The sequence below is a fragment of the Paraburkholderia fungorum genome (genome assembly GCF_046026025.1).
GTDB lineage: Bacteria > Pseudomonadota > Gammaproteobacteria > Burkholderiales > Burkholderiaceae > Paraburkholderia > Paraburkholderia fungorum_E.
Genome location: NZ_JAQQFL010000036.1, coordinates 60,115 through 77,360, shown reverse-complemented (window position 1 = coordinate 77,360; position 17,246 = coordinate 60,115). Strand labels below are relative to the sequence as shown.

At 62.5% G+C, this 17,246-nt stretch carries 16 protein-coding genes; 8 read left to right on the top strand and 8 right to left on the bottom strand.

The features are described 5' to 3' along the window. Nucleotides 1-71 precede the first annotated feature (71 nt). Nucleotides 72-950, top strand: coding sequence for an NmrA/HSCARG family protein (locus PQR67_RS30870; RefSeq protein ID WP_408466590.1), 879 nt, complete (start codon nucleotides 72-74; stop codon nucleotides 948-950). Between the two features lie 93 nt (nucleotides 951-1,043). Here the strand turns inward: PQR67_RS30870 and PQR67_RS30865 are convergent, their stop codons facing one another. The 7 genes from PQR67_RS30865 to PQR67_RS30835 form a co-directional block, all read right to left on the bottom strand. Beyond that, nucleotides 1,044-2,390 (bottom strand): serine hydrolase domain-containing protein, encoded by a 1,347-nt coding sequence (locus PQR67_RS30865; RefSeq protein ID WP_408466589.1) that lies wholly within the window; start codon nucleotides 2,388-2,390, stop codon nucleotides 1,044-1,046. Nucleotides 2,391-2,491: 101 nt separating this feature from the next. After that, nucleotides 2,492-2,860 (bottom strand): BON domain-containing protein, encoded by a 369-nt coding sequence (locus PQR67_RS30860; protein WP_408466588.1) that lies wholly within the window; start codon nucleotides 2,858-2,860, stop codon nucleotides 2,492-2,494. A gap of 64 nt (nucleotides 2,861-2,924) precedes the next feature. Continuing rightward, the gene (locus PQR67_RS30855; RefSeq protein WP_408466587.1) at nucleotides 2,925-3,983 is read right to left on the bottom strand and encodes a porin; all 1,059 of its coding nucleotides are present in this window, start codon (nucleotides 3,981-3,983) and stop codon (nucleotides 2,925-2,927) included. A 102-nt stretch (nucleotides 3,984-4,085) separates the two neighbouring features. Beyond that, complete coding sequence (locus PQR67_RS30850) at nucleotides 4,086-5,390, bottom strand: MFS transporter (RefSeq protein ID WP_408466586.1); 1,305 nt, start codon at nucleotides 5,388-5,390, stop codon at nucleotides 4,086-4,088. A gap of 55 nt (nucleotides 5,391-5,445) precedes the next feature. After that, nucleotides 5,446-6,543 (bottom strand): CaiB/BaiF CoA transferase family protein, encoded by a 1,098-nt coding sequence (locus tag PQR67_RS30845; protein ID WP_408466585.1) that lies wholly within the window; start codon nucleotides 6,541-6,543, stop codon nucleotides 5,446-5,448. A gap of 55 nt (nucleotides 6,544-6,598) precedes the next feature. Further along, on the bottom strand, nucleotides 6,599-7,786 hold the full coding sequence (locus PQR67_RS30840) for an acyl-CoA dehydrogenase family protein (protein ID WP_408466584.1): 1,188 nt from the start codon (nucleotides 7,784-7,786) through the stop codon (nucleotides 6,599-6,601). Between the two features lie 11 nt (nucleotides 7,787-7,797). Beyond that, nucleotides 7,798-9,351, bottom strand: coding sequence for an AMP-binding protein (locus PQR67_RS30835; protein WP_408466583.1), 1,554 nt, complete (start codon nucleotides 9,349-9,351; stop codon nucleotides 7,798-7,800). Between the two features lie 98 nt (nucleotides 9,352-9,449). On the opposite strand from PQR67_RS30835, the gene PQR67_RS30830 reads away from it, so the two are divergent. Next, nucleotides 9,450-10,340 carry a LysR family transcriptional regulator gene (locus tag PQR67_RS30830; RefSeq protein ID WP_408466582.1) on the top strand — a complete coding sequence of 297 codons (891 nt, stop codon included), beginning with the start codon at nucleotides 9,450-9,452 and terminating at the stop codon, nucleotides 10,338-10,340. Between the two features lie 17 nt (nucleotides 10,341-10,357). Here PQR67_RS30830 and PQR67_RS30825 read toward each other — a convergent pair whose 3' ends face one another. Continuing rightward, nucleotides 10,358-10,783 carry a hypothetical protein gene (locus tag PQR67_RS30825; RefSeq protein ID WP_408466581.1) on the bottom strand — a complete coding sequence of 142 codons (426 nt, stop codon included), beginning with the start codon at nucleotides 10,781-10,783 and terminating at the stop codon, nucleotides 10,358-10,360. A 307-nt stretch (nucleotides 10,784-11,090) separates the two neighbouring features. On the opposite strand from PQR67_RS30825, the gene PQR67_RS30820 reads away from it, so the two are divergent. From PQR67_RS30820 to PQR67_RS30795, 6 genes are all read left to right on the top strand, one after another. Beyond that, nucleotides 11,091-11,996, top strand: coding sequence for a LysR family transcriptional regulator (locus PQR67_RS30820; RefSeq protein WP_408466580.1), 906 nt, complete (start codon nucleotides 11,091-11,093; stop codon nucleotides 11,994-11,996). Between the two features lie 112 nt (nucleotides 11,997-12,108). Then, nucleotides 12,109-13,299 (top strand): CaiB/BaiF CoA transferase family protein, encoded by a 1,191-nt coding sequence (locus PQR67_RS30815; RefSeq protein WP_408466579.1) that lies wholly within the window; start codon nucleotides 12,109-12,111, stop codon nucleotides 13,297-13,299. A gap of 13 nt (nucleotides 13,300-13,312) precedes the next feature. Next, complete coding sequence (locus tag PQR67_RS30810; protein ID WP_408466578.1) at nucleotides 13,313-14,278, top strand: hydroxymethylglutaryl-CoA lyase; 966 nt, start codon at nucleotides 13,313-13,315, stop codon at nucleotides 14,276-14,278. A 1-nt stretch (nucleotide 14,279) separates the two neighbouring features. Next, a complete protein-coding gene (locus PQR67_RS30805) occupies nucleotides 14,280-14,666 on the top strand; it encodes a VOC family protein (RefSeq protein WP_408466577.1) in 387 nt (128 codons plus the stop codon). A 102-nt stretch (nucleotides 14,667-14,768) separates the two neighbouring features. Continuing rightward, entirely contained in the window at nucleotides 14,769-15,716 is a 948-nt protein-coding gene (locus PQR67_RS30800) for a D-2-hydroxyacid dehydrogenase (RefSeq protein WP_408466576.1), read from the top strand. Between the two features lie 32 nt (nucleotides 15,717-15,748). After that, a complete protein-coding gene (locus tag PQR67_RS30795) occupies nucleotides 15,749-17,206 on the top strand; it encodes an MFS transporter (protein ID WP_408466575.1) in 1,458 nt (485 codons plus the stop codon). Nucleotides 17,207-17,246: the final 40 nt, after the last annotated feature.

Sequence of the window (17,246 nt, the reverse complement as noted above, 5' to 3'; positions counted from 1 at the left end):
CGGCCATGCAATGGAACGACTATTGTTCGTCTCACGGACTCACCCAGTCCATTCAACCCCAGGAGAAAATCATGGCAATCCTCGTAACTGGCAGCACAGGCGTGATCGGCAAGCAGGTTCTCGACCATCTGAACGGCAGCGGCGCCGAAGTGCGGGCCCTGACCCGTTCTCCGGAAAAGGCCCAGTTTCCCGCTGGCGTCATCGCGGTCAAGGGCGACCTGTCCGACATCGACGCAGTACGGCGCGCACTGAACGGCGTCAGCACCGTGTTCCTGCTCGCCCCCAACGCCGCCGACGAGCTGACACAAGCGCTGCAGACCCTCAGCGTCGCGCGGGAAGCCGGTGTGAAAGGCATTGTTTATCTGTCGGTTTTCAAAGGCGCGGAGTATGTCGACGTGCCTCACTTCACCGGCAAGCACACGGTGGAGCGCATGATCGAGCACACCGATCTGCCGGCGACGGTGTTGCGCCCCGCCTATTTCATCCAGAACGATGTCCGGCAGAAAGATCCGCTGCTGACGCACGGTGTCTACGGCATGCCGATTGGCAGCAAAGGGATTTCAATGGTGGATGTCCGCGACATCGGCGAGGCCGCGGCACGCGAACTCCTGCGCCGCGAGCGCGCCGCCAGGCCGTTGCCGCGTGAGACGTACGAACTCGTCGGACCCGATGCGCTGACTTCGGACACCATCGCCGCGATCTGGGCCGAGGCGCTGGGACGTCCGGTGCGCTACGGTGGCGACGACCTCGATACCCTCGAACAGCGTCTCAAGGCGGTCGCACCAGGCTGGCTCGCCTACGACATGCGTTTGATGATGCGCCGGTATCAACTGGACGGCGCAGTCGCCTCGCCTGCTGAAGTCGAACGCCTCGCCGCGTTGCTCGGACGGCAGCCAAGATCCTATCGGGACTTCGCGGTTGCCACGGCCGCCGCGTGGGCGAACGGCTGATCGATCGCGCGGGTGAAAGTCGCTAGTGAAAGAAAAGCTGGCGTGTGAACCACGGGCGGGGCTGAACAGTCCCGCCCGTTTGCACGCCTGTGTTCAAGATCCAAGCGCGGCCTTGATCGCGCGCGCCGCAGCGTCCAGGGTCTGGGCCGTTGCAAGCGGCGCGCGAGCGATGGCGTTGCCCGCCGCGGCGCTCGTCGGACGTGCGGCTTGATCGGGATACGATGAAAATTTGACGATCGTGATGCCGGCTGCAGGATTCACGAGAATCGACTGGCCAAATCGCCCGCCTGCCGTGAACGACCTGTCACCGTCGTTCACCTGGTACCAGTAGTCGTGATAGGAATAGCCTGGACGCCCTGCTGCAAGATTGCCCTTCGCGAATGCGCCGGCGTTGTCAGTGGGTTTCAAAGCAGCGCGGATCGACGAAACAGGGAACAACGCAGACGTGCCGGCCGCTCCCTTGCGCATCAATTCACCGAAGCGGGCCGCGTCGCGCAGCGTCGTATTGAAGCCGCCACTTGCCATCTCCGTCCCTGTTCGATCCACGACAACGTCACCGTTGTCTTCGGCGATTTTTTGCCAGATCGAACGCGATACCATCTCGCTCCACGACAAACCGGTAATGCGCCGCAGCGCCCAGGCGAGCGCTTCCGGCGAGCCGTTCTGGTAATACCACATCTGACCCGCTGTCGCATTCGGTGTTGCGTGCGTCACCTTCAGAAAATCGTAGATGCTGTCAGGTGCATCGCTGCGGCGGGGAATGAATCCCACGGCGCCAAAGAGACCCAGATCCGGTGGCAGATCTGCCGGATAACTCACCGGCACCTCCATATCGAGGTTCTGTTGCACGGTGGCATCGCCGAACGGCGTGCCCGCCAGTTCGGGTACATATGCGGACAGTTTCGCTTCCGGGTTGAGCTTGCCTTCGTCGATCAATTGCGCGGCAATCAGTCCCGTTACCGATTTGGTCATGGAGGCCCACGCGTGAGTCTGATGCGGCGTAAACGAGTTGAAATAGCCCTCATAGACGATCTTTCCATTGTGAATGACGATGAAACCGTCGGTGTAGGTTCGTCGCAGATAATCGCTCAGGCTCAACGTCGTTCCATCCACGGTGAACTGCACGTTGTCAGGATCGAGCGTGGACGCGGCCGGCAAAGGCATCGGCACACGTGCATGCTCGACATTGGCCGTCGGCATCAGCATGCGCGTGTTCCTCAGCGCCCAGACAAGGTTAGGAGAGCGCATGGAGTTCGCCTTCGTGACCAGCTTGTCGGGCGGCGGAGGAAAACCTTGCATGACGCCAAGTGCAACGGGATCCGTGACGGGCGCGGCGATTTGCGAATGCGCCGCCGTGGGCAATACTGTGCCGATCAGCACGGCGGACAGGGCAACGCGCAAGCGGATTGTCGAAGCGGCCGAAAGTGGGCGGATGTTCATGTATTTTCTCTTGGTAAGCGGTCTTGCAGGTGCGCCATTGCCGTTATCGTCTTTGCAGCGTCCAGCCCCGGCGTCACAGGATACGAAGTTTCCCGATGCCACTATAGTGACGGCCCGGAAACGCGGACAAAGCTCTCCACCGTTTTGACGCCGTCGACTTGCCTTGCGGCATCAGTGGCCAACGAAATTTGCTCGTTATCGGTTACCGAGCCGTTCAGCGTGACATGCCCGTCGCGGGCCTTGACGAGAATGCGGGCCGCATTCAGTCCGCGGGTTCGTTCGAGCGCAGTAGCAACGCGATGAGCAAGCTTCCTGTCCGCCGCCTTCGAAGCCTTGGCGGAGACTACGGTGGAGGCGCCGGCAGCCGCCCCTTCTGACGGGACGGGCATGGCCTGCGCCATGACATTGCCGGCGAACGCGAGAAGTATCGCAGCAAATAGGGCATGCAGATTCGGGTGTGGATTGGTCATGCCATTCCTTCGGTCAATATGAAAAAGTAGGGAATATGAACGCTCATTGGGTCGCCATGAATCACTAGAAACGGGTCATCAGGCCGACTGAAACGCCAGTCAGCGCATGGCCGCCAGGGTTGAGACCAAGAGCGGTGATATTTGCAGGGTCATAGCGATAAGCGCCCGAGAAACCGTTGTGATCCACCTCTGCATAGAGTTCGGTCTGCTTGGAAAGGAAATACTCGGCGATCGCAAACGTCGTGATTTTGTGGCCACTGGCGGACTGCGCGTTGCCGAGGTCGCTGGCGATATCGTCGATGAACGCCGCCGTGACCTGGAATGACGGTGTGACGACCCACACCATGCCGCCACCCGGAATTTTGTCGCGGCGCCGGGGTGCGCCAGGCGTCGTGCCGGTGACCGTGAGATCGGCATAGTTCAGGTAAAGGCGCGCCGGCCCGATCTGCAGCGTGCCGCCAGTCTGGAACGTTTGCGCCCACTGCGCCGCGGTCGCGCTCCAGGTCTTCTGATAGGACACGCCGCCGAGCGCCGGTCCCCATTGATACATGGCGGCACCGGAGAAGTTCGTACCGGCACGGGAATTGCCGGTCACTCCGCCTGGCGAATAGCTCGCGCCAAAGCGAAATCCGCCGACCTGCCCGAGATACTTGATGGTGTTATTGAAACGCGAATCGAGCGTGAAATAACTCGCGCTATAGACCACACCCGGTTCGATCGCGATGGACTGCCCTCTCCCGCCGGCAGGATCGATCAGAATGCCGAAGTCTTCGTTGGCGTTCAGTTGCCGGCCGAATGTCAGGCGCCCGAAATCGCCGGTCAAACCAACAAAGGCTGCTTGCGAAAACAACGTGCCCGAGGTCTTTACCGCACCCGTACCGCTATTGAACGCCCCCTCGAGCTTGAAGATCGCCTTGAGACCGTTGCCCAGGTCTTCCTTGCCGGTAAAGCCAAACTGATTGCCGGCGATGATATTGTTGTTGTAACCCACTACGCTGCCGCCCTTGGCGCCGTTCGTCCATCGGACACCGCCGCCGATATCGCCATACAACGTAACGCTCGATTGCGCACAGGCAGCACCGGAAAGCACGCTCATCAGCGTTGCATACAAGACCTTCTTCATACGTCTCCTTGATTATTTTATGTGTTCATATGGATAACTAATCAGTCAGCGAACTGTCGCGCATCCCGAGGTACGCGACGCGAAACAGGCTTGCTGGAGCGGTCAGCCCCGTTCAACCAGGTTGAGATTGCCCGGCACAGGTAGCGTGCCGAGGGCGAGGCGGCGCTGCGAGCGCTGCGGGTCGAGGCAGAAAGCGCACAGCACGCCGCATCCCAGCAGCACCACACCACTCGCAACGCTCGCCTGTTCGAACCCAAGCGCCGTCGATCGGCCGGCGCCTTCGATCAGCAAGCCGGTCACGATCGGCGCGGCGAGTCCGGCGAGTGACGAAAACCCGTTGCTCAGCGCGAGAATGCCGCCTCGCTGTGCATCAGGTGTCACTTCGCCGAGCATGGCGGGCCCAATCGAGTACGTCACGAGCGTCATGCCACTGCCGAGCGTCAGCAAGACGAACCTGAGCATCGGCGAGAGACCCGGCCACGCCTGTGAGGCAAGCAGCGCGCCCGCCACGACGAGCGTCACGGTCAGGAAGCCGCCCCGCCCAATCCGCGACGGCACGCCACGCGCCAGCAGGCGCTGGGACAGCCAGGCGAGGCCAAGGCTAAGCGGCGCGGTCACCGCCACGAACAACGCGAACATCCGGCCGGCCACCTGGGGGGCGTATCCCATGCCAAGTTGCAGCCAGGTAGGCGTCCAGGTGAGCGTCATCGCGAGAATCCAGTTTGCGGCGAAATGCCCGGCGAAAATGCCCAGCACCGTTCGGTCCGTCAGCAGCAGCCCATAGGGAACCCGCACGGCATCGCCCGATCGCGCCGGACTCGCCAGTTTCCCTTCGGCACCGAACAGCAGCCACGTGACGCACCAGAGGCTGCCGAGTACGGACAGCACGAGAAAATTGGCGCGCCAGCCCCAATGGGCGGTGATCGTCGGAATCGTGAGACCCGCCACCAGCAGACCGAGCGCGCTGCCCTGATGCAGTACCGCGACGGGCAAGTTGCGCCTGGCGTCGGGAAACCACTTGTAGAGCGCATGCACGGCAACCGGCGACGCAGGCCCTTCGCCCGCGCCGAGCAGAACACGGCACGCGATAACGCTCCAGATCGAGCCGGCGACGAGCATCGGCAATTGCAGCACGGTCCACGCGCCGGCCATCAGCAGCAACAGCCATTTTGTCGACGTGCGGTTCGCCGCGAGGCCGCCGAGCACCGCTGAGATCGCAAACAGCCAGTTGAGGCTGCCGCCGATCAGCCCGAACTGCGTGGGCGACAGATGAAGCTCGCGCATCATCGGTACGGATACAAGGCCAAGCACGACCTTGTCCAGAAAGTTCACGAGCATCATCAAGGCCAGCATGATCGCGATGGACCACGCCCGCCAGGGCCGATACCGGCTTTGTTCGGTTGCCATTCGGTTTGTCTCCATGACTGTGGGAACGTCTTTGCGTCCCTGGTATTGGGTTGCCTCAGCCGTCGTGCTGACCGAGCAGCGGGACAGTGTCGCCTGCGTCGGGCAAACCCGCGGAGAACTTCACGGGAAAGCGCACCGCCATGGTTCTGTCGTGAGCGAACTCGTGGATCATGCCGCGCGCGCGCACGTGCGGATCGAGAAACAGCGCCTCTGCGTCGAGCAGCGGCGAAACCGGCAGGTCGAGAGCCCCCAGCGTGTCGAGCCACTCGGCAAGCGTGCGTGTGAGGAACAGGCACGCCAGCAGCGCGTTGACCTCACGCTTGAACTGCTGCCTGCCGAGGCGCGATGCGAAGCGGTCGTCAAGCAGCGTGGGACACTCCGCGCCGAGTGCGTCGCGCAGCGTCAGCCAGAACTTGTTTTCCAGAATGCCCAGCGCGAGATGCCGCCCGTCCCGGGTTTCGAAAATATCGTTCTCGGGCATGACCGTCGGCGATGCTACGGGGTCCTCCGCATAATCGCGCGAGGTCCACGCGGCTGGCGCCGTCCACGCCATCACGCAGTCGTGGATCGATACGTCGAGATGCTGGCCACGGCCATTCTGACGTGCGCTGAGGATCGCCACGGCCAGCGCGAGCGCGGCGTGACTCGACGCGGCATAGTCCGCGAGGCGCACTCGCGGCCGCGCGACACGGTCGTTGACCTGAACCGGTATCGACCAGAAGCCGCCGAGCGCCAGATAGTTGAGATCGTGGCCAGGTCGTGCCGAATACGGTCCCGTCTGCCCGAATCCGGATATCGAACACAGGACGATGCGCGGGTTCGCCTCGGCGAGCGTGGCATAGCCGAGTCCGAGCCGCGCCATGACGCCCGGCCGGAAGCCTTCCACCACCGCATCCGCGTCCCGTATCAGATCGAAAAACGCCGCCTTGCCTTCCGCACTCTTCAGGTCGAGCGCGACCGAGCGCTTGCCGCGATTGAGCTGCGCGAACACCGAGCCGCCAAGTTGCCGTGCCGGATCGCCCGCGCCCGGCGGTTCGACCTTGACGACGTCCGCACCCAGTTGCATCAGCATCGAAGTGGCGTGCGGTCCGGGCAATAACTGACTCAGATCGACAATCTTGACGCCGTTCAGGCATGACCAGTCCGGTTTCATCTGCATCGTTTCCTTGCAAGAAGTGCGGCGAGACTCAGCGTACTGTGCTGGCTTTTCACGCCGAGGCCGCGCTGCCGGCGGGGTCGAGAATCACGCGGGCAATCGTATTGCGCTGAATCTCGCTCGTGCCGGTGAAGACCCGGAACATGCGCAATTTACGGAACGTCTGCTCGATCGGATGATGGCGCGTCACCCCGACGTTGCCGTGAATCTGCACCGCCTTGTCAGCGATTTCGAAGCAGCGTTCCGACACGAACAGCTTGCAGGCTGCCGCCTTCATGCGCAAATCGGCACCGGCATCGGCGAGCGCGGCCGTCTGCGCGATCATGCTTTCGCATGCCCATAGTGCCGCGGCCATATCGGCAAGCATGTGCTGGATCGCCTGAAACCGCGCAATCGGGCCGCCGAACTGCCGACGCGTGCGCGCATAGTCGAGCGACGCTTCATAGGCCGAGGTCGCGAGGCCCAGCATCGTCGGACAATGCAACAGCCGGTTGACGTTGATGCGCGACATGCCGAGCTTGAAGCCGTTGCCCTCGCCGCCGAACACATTCGCACGCGGCACGCGGACGTCGACGAAACGGATGTCCGCGTCGATATGCTGTCCTGACATCGGCACGTATTGCTGTTCCACCGTCACGCCAGGCAGATCGAGGTCGACGAGCACCGCGGTAATGGCCGGCGGCGTGGTCGTAGCATCCGTCACGCACATAACGATCGCGAAGTCGGCGAACGGTGCGCCGCTGATGTAATGCTTGACGCCGTTGATCACCAGCTCGTCGCCATCCACGACCGCCGTGGTGGAGATACTCTGCGCGTCCGAACCGGAGTGCGGCTCGGTCAGCGCAAAGCAGGTCGATTTCTCGCCGCGAATCACCGGGTCGAAATAGCGCGCGAGCTGATCCGCGCTCGCATACTTGAGCATGTTGCCGACACGCGGCGGACCACCCAGGTCGCCGAGTACATGTGGCGCGAGCGCGGAACCCGAGGCGGCGAGGTCCGCCTTGAGCGCGCATTGCTCGAGAATCGAAAGCCCCTTGCCACCCAGTTTGACCGGCAGGCATGCCGCGTAGAAACCCAGTGCGGCGGAGCGGCGCCATACGTCGCGCAGCGTCTCGCGCGGCCAGACGTCTTCGCTGCCAAGGCCGAGCGCCTGCTCCATTGGCCGCAATTCTTCCGCGACGAAGCGGCGAATGCCCGCGCGGGTTTCGACGAACGCCGCGCTATTCAGGTAATCGAACATAGCCTTCCTCTTCAATTGACTCGACGCGAAACGCCCTGCCAGTACTGCTCGCGAACCAGTTTGCGGGCGATCTTTCCGCTCGCGTTCTTGGGCAGATCGGCAACGAAATTCACGGTACGGGGGAGCTTGTAGTCGGCGAGCCGCGCGCGGCAATGAGCGATGATTTCGTCCGCGACCGTATTGCGGCCGCTCTTCAGCACGACGACTGCCTTGACGCTTTCCCCCCACTTCTCATCGGGAACGCCAATCACGCACGCTTCCATGATGTCGGGATGCTGATAGAGCGAGGCCTCGACTTCGGTCGGATAGACGTTGAAGCCGCCTGAAATGATCATGTCTTTCTGACGATCGACCAGATAGATGTACCCCTCTTCGTCGACGCGCGCGAGATCGCCGGTTCGCAGCCAACCATCGACGAGCACTTCGCGCGTCAGCTCCGGCGCGCCCCAGTAGCCTTGAAAGACATCCGCGCCGCGGATAACGATCTCGCCCATCGCGTCCCCCTTTACTTCGCGGCCGTGTTCGTCAACCACGAGCACTTCAGTCTCGCCCGTAGGCCGGCCGCACGACGCGAGCCGCTCGGGGCGATGTGCGATTGCATCGGCATGGTCGGCGATCGAGAGACGCGTGACGCCCGAGGTCGACTCGCTCGCGCCGTAACCTTGCGACAGCACCGGGCCAATGCGCGCCCACGCTTCCTGAATACGTGCCGGCGCCATGGGCGCCGCACCGTAGCCGAGCATCTTCAGGCTCGTCAGATTGGCAGTGTCCAGCGCGGGATCGTTGAGCAGCATATTGATCATCGCGGGCACCATGAACACGTGCGTGATTCGCAGCCGCTCGACTTCCCGCAGAAAGTGCGCGGGTTCGAACGTGTCGAACAGCACTAACGTGGCGCCCGAATAGAGGTACGGCTGCATCAACATGCCGGACGCGTGCGTAACCGGGCCGATCAGCGCGAGCCGGTCGCCGGGTTTCGCCGGACAATCCATGCCCTGCAGAATCTTGCGCAGCGACGCAAGGCGGTTGCCGTAAGTTTGCATGGCCGCCTTGATCTTGCCGGTCGAACCGGAGGAGAAATGCAGCACGGCAAGATCGCCGGACGACAGCACGATCTCCGGCACATGCGAACTGGCGCGCGAGATCAGGGTTTCGTAATCGGTGTATCCGCTCGCCGGAACGCCGAGCGAAATGAACGACTCGACCGAACCGAATCCGGGCGACGCACGATCGTAAGCCGTGAACCCCTCGCCTGCGATCATCACGCGCGGCGCGCAGTTCTCGACAACGTCAGCCGCCTCGTGGGCGGTAAAACGCGGATTCAGCGCGGCCTTGACGAGCCCCGCCTTGTAAAGCGCACATTCGATTTCCACCAGCTCCGTGCAGTTGCGGGCCTGAACCGCGACCCGATCGCCTTTCGCGAGCCCCAGGCCGAGCAGTGCATTCGCCAATAAGGTCGAGCGCTCGTCGAGCTGACGGTACGTCAACTCGCGGTTGCGATGAATGACCGCAACGTTGTCGCCCCAATAACGCGCGGCGCGGCGCAGAAAGTAAGCAAAGCCCAATCGGTGTCTCCTTTATCAATGCTGACGTTAGTCTGTAATATGCAGGTCATCACTACAATGCGGCATTGGCTATAAAGCCATAGCCAACAGGAATGCCCATGGAGACGCGAGATCTGGATTACCTGCTTGCGGTGGAGGAGCACGGCGGTATCGGCAAGGCTGCGGAGGCGCTGGGCATGAGCCAGCCGGCGCTGACGAAAGCCATTCAGCGGGTCGAGGCGCAGACCGGCCTCGCGCTGTTCCAGCGAACGGCGAACGGGGTCGCGCCGACTCAGGCGGGGTCTCTATTCCTCGCGCGTGCGCGACGCATAGCACTGGAATACGAAGACGCGCTGAAGGAAATGCACGCGATCCGCAGCGGAGAACAGGGCGTACTGAGTCTCGGCTACTCTCCGACGGTGCCGGCGGCGCTCGTTCTGGGCGCATGCCGCCAGTTGCTGAAGGAACGGCCGGCTGCACGCCTGCGATTGCGGCGCAGGCTCGCGCGCGACCTTGTTGATTTACTCGTGGCGGGTGAGCTCGACCTGATTGTGGCTCCCGAACCGAAGCTGGACGCGCAGGGTCTGTCGTTTGTCGAGCTCTTCCGCGACAGCCTGTCCGTGCTCGCTGACGACTCGCATCCGCTGCATCGCAAGCGCGATCTGCGGCTCGCCGACCTGGCGGATCAGGAGTGGCTGCTGCCGGGGCCGACCATACCGCTTCGTCAGCAGGTGGACGCGGCCTTCGCGAGGCAAGGTCTCGACTTGCCGAAACTACGGGTCGAAACCGACTTCGGCAGTACTTCGCTGCTGCATCTGCTGCGCGGCACCGCGATGCTCTGCGTAGCCGGCACGGAATCGTTTGACGCGCTCGAGGGACTGCGCGCGCTCAATCTCGACACCAGCGAACTGGACTTGCGCCGGCACATCGGCGTGGTGTTTCGAAAGGAGGCTTATCTATCTCCACTCGCACAGCGCACCGTGGCGTTGCTGCAGGAGTGGACGAGCTGAAAGAGTGAAGATCGGCCTCAATGGCCGCCGCAGAATACGGCGGTGAGAAAAAGCGGCACGACTTCACGAATGGCTGCATTGCTGCCAGCCTGTCGTACGCTCGCCTCGACCGACGTGGCCGAACCTCTCACCACCACGCCATAGGTTGCGGACTTGACCGGCTGGCCGCTGCCCTGTTTGAAGATCGGATCGTTCTGCGCATACCCGAAAACGGCCGAGACATGAAAGCCGAATGCCGTCAGGTTGCTGCCGCGCGCGGGACGAAATGCGTTGACCGAGTTCGTTTCAATGCGCATTGGTTTTGGATCGATCGACTGCTCGTCCAGAAGCGGCGCAATGAAATCGTGCGGGTTCGACTGGCAGTTCAGTTGGGTATCGAGCGCGTAGGCATTGCAGACGGCCGAAGATAATCCCACGCCCAGCGACGCAAGGGCGATTAGCATGCGGAGAGCGGACGGTTTCATCGTAGTAGCGCGATCGTTCTGCAGGATTGCCTCGAGAAGCTCGAAGACATAAGGTAGCAGATCGTTGAGATTTTAGAATCGTACGGCTCGCCCGGCGAGTCTGTGCGGTGACGCTCAAATCGGTCAAAGCCGGCGAGCGGCGGGCGGTATCGCCGCGGCACGACGCGCGCGAACGGCGGCTGCGCTCGCCCTGCTATGCTTCACACGAAGCCAGTCCGCCACGCGAGGACCCGGCGTGCGGGGTCATTGTCTTCCCCCGCGCTAAACCGCTAAGCGATACCCACCCATGACCCGCTCCTCACATTACGACCTGCAATCACTGCGCGTTTTCATCGTCGTCGCGGAACTCGGCAGCCTGACAAAAGCGGCTGAACGTACCTGCCTGACCTTGTCGGCAGTCAGCAAACGCATGGCCGATCTGGAGCACAGCATCGATTGCACGCTGATGCTTCGGCAGCCACGCGGCATCGAACTGACACCCGCCGGCCATGGCCTGCTCGCGCATGCGAGACAGGTTGTCGAGCGCGTGAACCGCATGGCCAACGAGATGAGCGACTACGCCGCCGGCGTGCGCGGACATGTGCGGGTCTGGGCCAACACGTCGTCGGTCATCCAGTTCCTGCCGCACGATGTAGAGGCGTTTCTCTCCGGCAACCCCGGCGTGAAGATATCGCTCGAAGAGCGCTTGAGCGACGAAATCGTCGCGGCGATCCGCAGCGGCGACGCCGACATCGGCATCTTCGCGGACAACGTGCTGTCGCCGGGCATCCACAAGGCCGTGTATCGCGAGGACAAACTCGTGCTGCTGGTGCCGGCCGGCCATCCCCTCGCGTCCCTCGAAGAAGTCGCCTTCGCCGATACGCTCGACTTCGAGTACGTCGGCCTGAACGAAGGCAGTTCACTGCTCGCGCGCCTGCTCGACGCCGCATTCAGCGCGGACCGGGTGCTCAAGCTGCGCATCCAGGTGCACAGCTTTGACGGCATCTGCCGGATGATCGAGCACGGGCTCGGCATCGGCATATTGCCTGAGGGCGCCGTGCGCTCGGAACTGCTCGCAGCGGGTCTGCGCGCCGTGAAACTGACCGACGCATGGGCGCATCGCGCGTTGTGGATCGGCACGCTGTCGCGCGAAACGCTGTCGCCTGAGGCGTTGCGCCTGTTCGACTTCATGTCCGGCCACACCGGAGCTTAAGTTCGCCGACCCTTTCCATTCTGGAAAGGGTCGTTGAGAATCCATTGATTTTCAGCACGCGCGGGTTGTCGCACAGTAAGCGTCAAGAGACGACGTTTGCAAGGAGACAACCATGACGAAGCCGCTCGAAGGCGTTCGCGTGCTCGAAATGGGCCAGCTCATCGCCGGCCCCTTCGCTGGAAAAATGCTCGCCGAATTCGGCGCGCATGTCATCAAGATCGAACCGCCCGGCACGGGCGACCCGCTACGAAAATGGCGCCTGCTGCACGAAGGCACGTCCGTCTGGTGGGCGGCGCAATCGCGCAACAAGGAATCCGTCACGCTCGATCTTCGCTCACCCGAAGGTCAGGACGTGGTTCGTCAACTGGTCGCGCAAAGCGATGTGCTGATCGAAAACTTCCGTCCCGGCACGCTCGAGAAATGGGGCCTCGGCTGGGATGATCTGCATGCCTTAAATCCAGGCCTCGTGATGCTGCGCGTGTCGGGTTATGGGCAAACCGGTCCCTACCGCGACCGTCCGGGCTTCGGCGTCATCGGCGAAGCGATGGGCGGCTTGCGGCATCTAAGCGGGGAATCCGGCCGCACGCCGGTGCGCGTGGGCATCTCCATCGGCGATTCGCTTTCCGCCTTGCACGGCGTGATCGGCATCCTGCTCGCGTTACGCCATCGCGATCAGAACGGCGGTACGGGCCAGATGATCGACGTCGCGCTCTACGAGTCGGTGTTCAACATGATGGAAAGCCTGCTGCCCGAGTATTCGGCGTTCGGCGCCGTGCGTCAGGCGGCGGGCAGCAGCCTGCCGGGGATCGCGCCGTCGAACGCGTATCGCTGCAGCGACGGCAAATATGCGCTGATCGCGGGCAATGGCGACAGCATCTTCCGGCGTCTGATGGAACTGATCGGCCGACAGGACCTGGCCGACGATCCCGCACTCGCTCAAAACGACGGCCGCGTAAAGAACGTCGAGCGGCTGGATGCCGCGATCGCCGACTGGACCCACCACCATACGCTCGACGACGTGCTCGCCGCGCTCACCGAAGCGCGCATTCCCGCCGGCAAGATCTACGACGTCGCCGACATCGCGAACGATCCGCACTACCAAGCACGCGACATGATTCTCGACGCCCAGCTCTCCGACGGCACGCCGGTGCAGGTCCCCGGCATCGTCCCGAAGCTGAGCGCGACGCCGGGCGCGGTGAACACCTGCGCGCCCACGCTCGGGCAGCACACCGACAAAGTGCTGGAAAACCTCGGCATCGACACGACGACCCGCGACGCCTGGCGCGCACGCGGCATCATCTGAACAGGAGCACGGCATGAGCAGCAAACGTCTGTATATCCAGGAAGTCGCCACGCGCGACGGTTTCCAGAACGAGGCCAGGTTCGTCGACACCGACGCCAAGATCGAACTGATCGATCGTCTGAGCGCTTGTGGTTACGCCAAGATCGAGGTGACCTCCTTCACTTCGCCGAAAGCAATTCCGGCCTTGCGCGACGCCGAAGCCGTGATGCACCGGATCGCGCGACGTGAAGGCGTTGTCTACACCGTGCTCGTTCCGAACTTGCGCGGCGCCGAGCGCGCGCTGTCGTGCAGTGTCGATGAAGTCAATCTCGTGATGTCCGTCAGCGAGCATCACAACCGCGCGAACTTACGCATGGGCCGCGAGCAGTCGTTCGCCCAGTTGCGCGACGTGATCGGCGTGGTCAGGCAAACGAACGTGGCGATCAACGTGTCACTGTCCACGGCGATGGGCTGCCCGATTGAAGGCGATATCGACCAGGCTGAAGTGCTGGACTGGATGCAGCGCTTCGCCGATCTCGGCGTGCATGGCGTGACCTTGTGCGACACCACCGGCATGGCCTATCCCTCGCAGGTCGGCGCACTGTGCGCGGCCGCGCGCGCGCGTATCGCCGCGCTCGAACTCACACTGCACTTTCACAACACGCGCGGCATGGCGCTCGCCAACACGCTCGCCGCGCTTCAAGCCGGCATCGACCGCTTCGACGCGTCGCTCGGCGGCCTCGGTGGATGTCCCTACGCGCCGGGCGCAACAGGCAACGTCTGCACCGAGGAACTGGTGCACATGCTCGAACTCGACGGCTACGACACCGGCGTGGATCTGGCGGCCGTGCTGTCCGCCTCCGCCCTGCTTCCCGGACTGATCGGCCACGACGTACCGAGCCAGTTGCTCAAGGCCGGACGGCGCCTGGACCTGCACGCGATGCCTTGCGTCGCGGCCGACGGCCTGCCGGAACAACACGCGCTTTCTTCAGGAGCATGACATGGCGCTCATCGACCACCTTGACCATCTAGTCCTCACTTGCGTCGACTTCGCTGCAACGAAACGGTTCTACACCGAAGTCATGCAGATGCAACTCGAGACGTTCGGCGAAGGACGGAGTGCATTTCGCTTCGGTAATCAGAAAATCAACGTTCATGTGCGCGGTGCAGAATTCGAGCCGAAGGCCCATGTTCCCGTACCGGGCGCGCTCGACCTGTGCTTCATCGCCACGGTGCCGCTCGACGACGTGATTGCGCATCTCGCCCGCTGCCAATGGCCGATCGTCGAAGGCCCGGTTGCGCGTACCGGCGCCACGCAAAAGATTCGCTCCGTGTATGTGCGAGATCCCGATCTGAATCTGATCGAGATTTCCGAACTGGTGGCGTGACGTGATGACGCCTCGCTATCCACGATCCGGCGATTCGCACGTACCACTCAGCGAACTGAACGGTGTGCCTTTGCGGCCAACGCTGGCCAGGCCGGAGAGTCGATGAACATCGTCCTGCTCGACAGCGGTACGTTGCCCACGCCGCTCACCGCGCCGGCCTGGGCGAGCCAATGGTCCGTTCGCCCGGCCACGCGCGCCGCCGACGTGGTTCATGCGCTCGAAGACGCCGCCATCGCGGTCACGAACAAAGTACCCATCCGCGCGGCTGATCTGAAACGTCTGCCGAGACTTCGCTTTATCTGCATCGCCGCAACAGGCTTCGATTGCATCGATATCGACGCCTGCCGCGAGTCTGGCGTGATTGTATCCAACGTGCCGGGCTATTCGGCACAGAGCGTATCCGAGTGGGCACTCGCGTCGATCTTCGCCTTGCGGCGCAATCTGTTCGCCTATCGTGAGGCCGCTCGCATCGCCTGGCCGGGCTCGCCGCATTTCTGCGTGCACGGTGCGCCGATTCTCGACATCGCCGGTTCGACGCTTGGCATTATCGGGCGCGGCGCGATCGGGAATGCGCTCGCACGGCTGGCTCGTGCGGTCGGCATGAATGTGATGTTCGCGGAGCATCGCGGACGACAAACCGTTCGCGAAGGCTTCACGTCATTCGACGATGTGCTGCGATCCGCCGAGGTTCTCTCGCTCCACTGCCCGCTGACGGACGCGACGCGCAACCTGATCGACGCGCCCACGCTTCGCGCCATGAAACCCGGCGCGCTGCTGGTGAACAGCGCACGCGGCGGTCTTGTCGATTCGGCGGCGCTGGTCGAGACGCTCATGAGCGGTCACCTTGGCGGCGCCGCGCTCGACGTACTCGCGCAGGAACCGCCCGATCCGCATGAGCCTCTGCTCGCGTGCACGCATCCCAACCTCATCGTTACGCCGCACATCAGTTGGGCGGCGACGAATGCCGCGAACCGGCTCAATGCCGGCATCGAAGCAAACCTCGCCGCGTTCCACGCGGGCGCACCGATCAACGTGGTGAACGGCGCATAAGCCGACCCGACAATAAAGCACCGGAGACAAGCATGAACACCAGCAAGCTGGATGCGGGCGCAAATGCGAGCGCCCTTCCGCGCAATTCTTCATCTGAACCGGCCGCCGCCGACGATACCCCCGCCCATCATGTTCAAGCCAGCACGTTAGGCGGCTGGATGGACAACATGCCTGCGGGCTCGTTGCATCGATTTGTCGTGTGGGTTATCGGCATCGGTTTGTTCTTCGACATGTTCGAAATTTTCCTTGTCAGCTCGATCGGCACGGCGTTGCAGGGAGAGTTCGGTATCGACAGGCACAGCATGGACTTCAAGTTGCTGCTGGCCTCGGCGTTTATCGGCATGTTCTTTGGGGCATTTTTTCTGGGCAGCATGGCCGACCGGATCGGCCGGCGTAAAGCGTTCCTGTTCAATCTGATCTGGTACAGCGGTTTTTCGCTGATCGGCGCCTTCTCGGTCAACGCCGAGATGCTGGTTATCTGCCGCTTTCTCACCGGTATCGGTGTAGGTGCGATCTATCCCGTTGCCGATAGTTTTTTGTCCGAGATTCTGCCCAAGGAACGTCGCGGGCGAATGGCCGCCTGGGCATACACCGCGTCGTACGTCGCCGTGCCACTGGTTGGATTCCTGGCGCTCTGGCTCAATCCTCTGCACTTCGGCGCAGTGGCAGGCTGGCGCGTTATTCTGGTGATCGGCAGTCTGGGTGCGGTACTGGTTCTGCTGGTACAGCATAAGTTACCCGAGAGCCCGCGCTGGTTATTGGCGCAGGGCCGCGTCGAGGAGGCTCACGCGATGCTTCGGCGTTTTGCGGACAGTGCCGGGGTTGCGGTGCCGGTCATTTCACCTGAAACGGTCGTCACACGGAAGCCGATGACATTGGCTGAGCGCATTGCCTTGCTGCGCCGTCCGCCCTACAACAAGCGCTACCTGATGTTGACCATCTTCCATCTGCTTCAGGGATTTGGCTACTATGGTTTCGGCACACTGGCCGCCACCGTGGTGAAAAGCCGCGGCTTTGACGTCACCGACGGAACGCTTTTTATTGCTCTGTCGTTTCTCGGTTATCCGGTCGGATCTCTACTGTCGATTCCGCTGCTCAACTGGATAGAACGCCGCACGCTGGTTGTCGGCGCCATCTTGTCCATTGCCGTTTTCGGCCTGGGGTTTGCCTACTCCAACAACTCAGGGCTGATCGTTCTCTTCGGCGTGTTGACAACCTGCGCTTCGAATGTATTCAGCAATGCGTACCATGTCTATCAATCCGAAATCTTTCCGGCCAGTGTTCGCTCAACCGCGATCGGTAGTACTTATTCCTTGTCCCGCGTTGTCAGCGGCATGCTGCCGTTCATATTGCTTCCTGTATTGAATCAGCACGGAGCCGGCGCCATGTTCGGCATCATCGCGGGCGCGCTGCTAGTCGTGGCGTTCACGGTGCGAATCCTGGGCCCTCGCACGACACGGCGAAGCCTGGACGAAATCAACCCGGGTTGAGCGACTCGCCGTATATCGCTTATCGCTTCATTCGGGAAAG